This is a genomic window from Pseudomonas sp. Sample_24, from assembly GCF_004307605.1.
GTDB lineage: Bacteria > Pseudomonadota > Gammaproteobacteria > Pseudomonadales > Pseudomonadaceae > Aquipseudomonas.
Genome location: NZ_RCNW01000285.1, coordinates 2,788 through 5,223 on the forward strand (window position 1 = coordinate 2,788; position 2,436 = coordinate 5,223).

Consider the following 2,436-nt stretch of genomic DNA (forward strand, 5'->3'; position numbering starts at 1 on the left):
TGCTGCTCCATCAGTTTGTTGAGACGGCTCGAGACCAGGTACTGCTTGTTTTCACCGAGCAAAATGCCACAGGCTTTTTCCAGGAATACCCGGAACTGTTCGAAATCCAAATTACCCGTAGACAATGCTGCCGCCTCTTAAATCGTGTTGACTGCCGGGGGCCGAACGCCCCTAGCTAATGTCTGCTGCTTTGATCCGGTCAACTACCCGGGATGCCAGGTCATCAGGACGGAACTTGGCCAGAAAGTCATCGGCACCGACTTTCTTGACCATCGCCTGATTGAACACACCCGACAACGAAGTATGCAGGATGATATGAAGCTTTTGCATGCGAGGGTCGTTGCGTATCTCGGCCGTCAGCGTGTACCCGTCCATCTCCGGCATCTCGATGTCGGAAATCATCATCAGGAACTCTTCTTCCGGCTTCTTCCCCTCGTCGGCCAGCTTGCGCAGGTAATCAAGCGCTTGCCGACCGTCGTTCAACGCCACCACTTCCACGCCCACCGTCTGCAGGCAACGCGTCACCTGCTTGCGTGCCACCGACGAGTCATCGACCGTCAGCACGCGCAATGAAAGCGCCTTGTGCTGGGTCTCCACATCCACCACGCCGACCGAAATCGCTTCCGGTGTCGGTGCCACTTCCGCCAGCACTTTTTCGACGTCGATGATTTCCACCAACTGATTGTCGACCCGCGTCACGGCTGTCAGGTAGTGATCGCGCCCCGTTCCCTTGGGTGGCGGATGAATCTCCTCCCAGTTCATGTTGACGATGCGTTCCACCGATCGCACCAGGAAGCCCTGGGTCTTGGTGTTGTACTCCGTGATGATCACGAAGGGATTGTTCTTGTCCTTCAAAGCACCGGAGCCGGTCGCCATTGCCAGATCGAGGATCGGAATGGTCGCCCCCCGAATATTTGCCACACCGCACACGACAGGACTGGATTTAGGCATCAGCGTCAGTTGGGGGCATTGCAGCACCTCCCGAACCTTGAACACGTTGATCCCGTAAAGCTGCTGGCCGTCGAGACGGAACAACAACAGCTCAAGGCGATTCTGCCCCACCAGTTGCGTGCGCTGGTTCACCGAATCCATTACACCAGCCATGCCCAGACTCCTACACCAACGCTAAGTGTTGTTGCGACGCACATTCATCTCTAAACGGCACGGCGCTTGCTTTTTATCTTTCCATGAACACAGAACCGACATTTTTCCGACGCCTGACCACACCGCTCCGCCAATGGCTCGGTGTGTTGGCGGCTGCTTGCCTGTGCCACGCTGGCAGCCCTGCCCTTGCTGACGCAGTTACCTTGCCTGACATGCTTATCGGCGTCACTCAGGGCTTTCTTGAGTTCACCGTAGAGGACTATCTGGCAACCAGTCAAACCGAAGGTCGCTACGAGATCCAGGTCAACCAACTCGACCCACGCCTGCGCATGCCGATGTGTGACAAGGAATTGACAGCCACGCTGGAGAGTCCGGCCAAGCCGTTGGGTCGGGTAACGGTAAAGGTTCGCTGCGAGGGTTCATCCCCGTGGACAGTGTTCGTACCCGCTCAAGTCCGCCTGTTTCGCGACGTTGTGACAACCACTCGGCCCCTGCGCCGCGCCGGTATTGTCGAACCCGCTGACATCACGCTGCGAGAGCGCGATGTCAGCCTGCTCACCCAGGGCTATTTGACCTCCGTGGATCAGGCCATCGGGCAGAGACTGACCCGACCAATGGTCAATGACCAGGTCATCAGCCTCGTGCACATCGAACAGGCAGAAGTCATTCGCAAAGGCGATCAGGTGGTGATTACCGCCCGCAGTGGTACGCTCAGCGTGCGCATGCCCGGTGAAGCACTGGCCAACGGTGGCTTGAGCGAACAAATCAGGGTGAAGAACCTCAATTCCAATCGAGTGATCAAGGCGCAAGTCATCGCGCCGGGGCAGGTCGAGGTGTCCATGTAGGCGGTCTGCCTGTGGCGCTAAGCGGGGCCGTTCCCTAAACTGTGTCCTGTGCGGGGCAAGCGCTGGCGCGCGCAAGCTCATTTTTCAAATGAGCCTAAAGTTTTTCGGGGTATGGCCGAAAACATGGCAAGCGTCCAAATTCCCAGAGGTTTTTTATCATGGTCATCGATTTCAGCCGTTTGAACAGCTCCTCGTCACTCACGGGCAGTACACGTACCAGCGTTGCCAAGGAAACCGCCGAAGCCGGCAAATCCGCGCCGCTGAATACCCCGGCCGAACAGGCCAGCACCGTCACGAGCGGGGAATCGGTACATCTCAGCAATGAGGCTCAACAGTTGCAAAAGGTCACTGATACGCTGCGCGATCAGCCCGCTGTCGACAAAGCCCGGGTGGCCGAGTTGAAAGCAGCGATTGCCGATGGCAGCTACAAAGTCGACAGCAACCGTGTAGCCAGCAAACTGCTCAACTTCGAAGCCCAGCGCTAGGC

At 57.4% G+C, this 2,436-nt stretch carries 3 protein-coding genes and 1 pseudogene; 2 read left to right on the plus strand and 2 right to left on the minus strand.

The window, feature by feature from the left end:
- Both D8V06_RS15750 and D8V06_RS15755 read right to left on the minus strand, forming a co-directional pair.
- Positions 1-125 (minus strand): annotated as a pseudogene (locus D8V06_RS15750) (chemotaxis protein); the annotation flags it as partial.
- Between the two features lie 46 nt (positions 126-171).
- On the minus strand, positions 172-1,104 hold the full coding sequence (locus D8V06_RS15755; protein WP_056853153.1) for a chemotaxis protein CheV: 933 nt from the start codon (positions 1,102-1,104) through the stop codon (positions 172-174).
- Between the two features lie 83 nt (positions 1,105-1,187).
- Between D8V06_RS15755 and flgA the strand changes: the two genes are divergently transcribed.
- Both flgA and flgM read left to right on the plus strand, forming a co-directional pair.
- A complete protein-coding gene (gene flgA, locus D8V06_RS15760) occupies positions 1,188-1,949 on the plus strand; it encodes a flagellar basal body P-ring formation chaperone FlgA (protein ID WP_056853154.1) in 762 nt (253 codons plus the stop codon).
- A 158-nt stretch (positions 1,950-2,107) separates the two neighbouring features.
- The gene (flgM, locus tag D8V06_RS15765) at positions 2,108-2,434 is read left to right on the plus strand and encodes a flagellar biosynthesis anti-sigma factor FlgM (RefSeq protein WP_130906352.1); all 327 of its coding nucleotides are present in this window, start codon (positions 2,108-2,110) and stop codon (positions 2,432-2,434) included.
- Positions 2,435-2,436 lie beyond the last annotated feature (2 nt).

Coding starts and splice junctions, on each gene's coding strand:
- flgA (WP_056853154.1), top strand. CDS start 1,188: ATGAACACAGAACCGACATTTTTCCGACGCCTGACCACACCGCTCCGC.
- flgM (WP_130906352.1), top strand. CDS start 2,108: ATGGTCATCGATTTCAGCCGTTTGAACAGCTCCTCGTCACTCACGGGC.
- D8V06_RS15755 (WP_056853153.1), bottom strand. CDS start 1,104: ATGGCTGGTGTAATGGATTCGGTGAACCAGCGCACGCAACTGGTGGGG.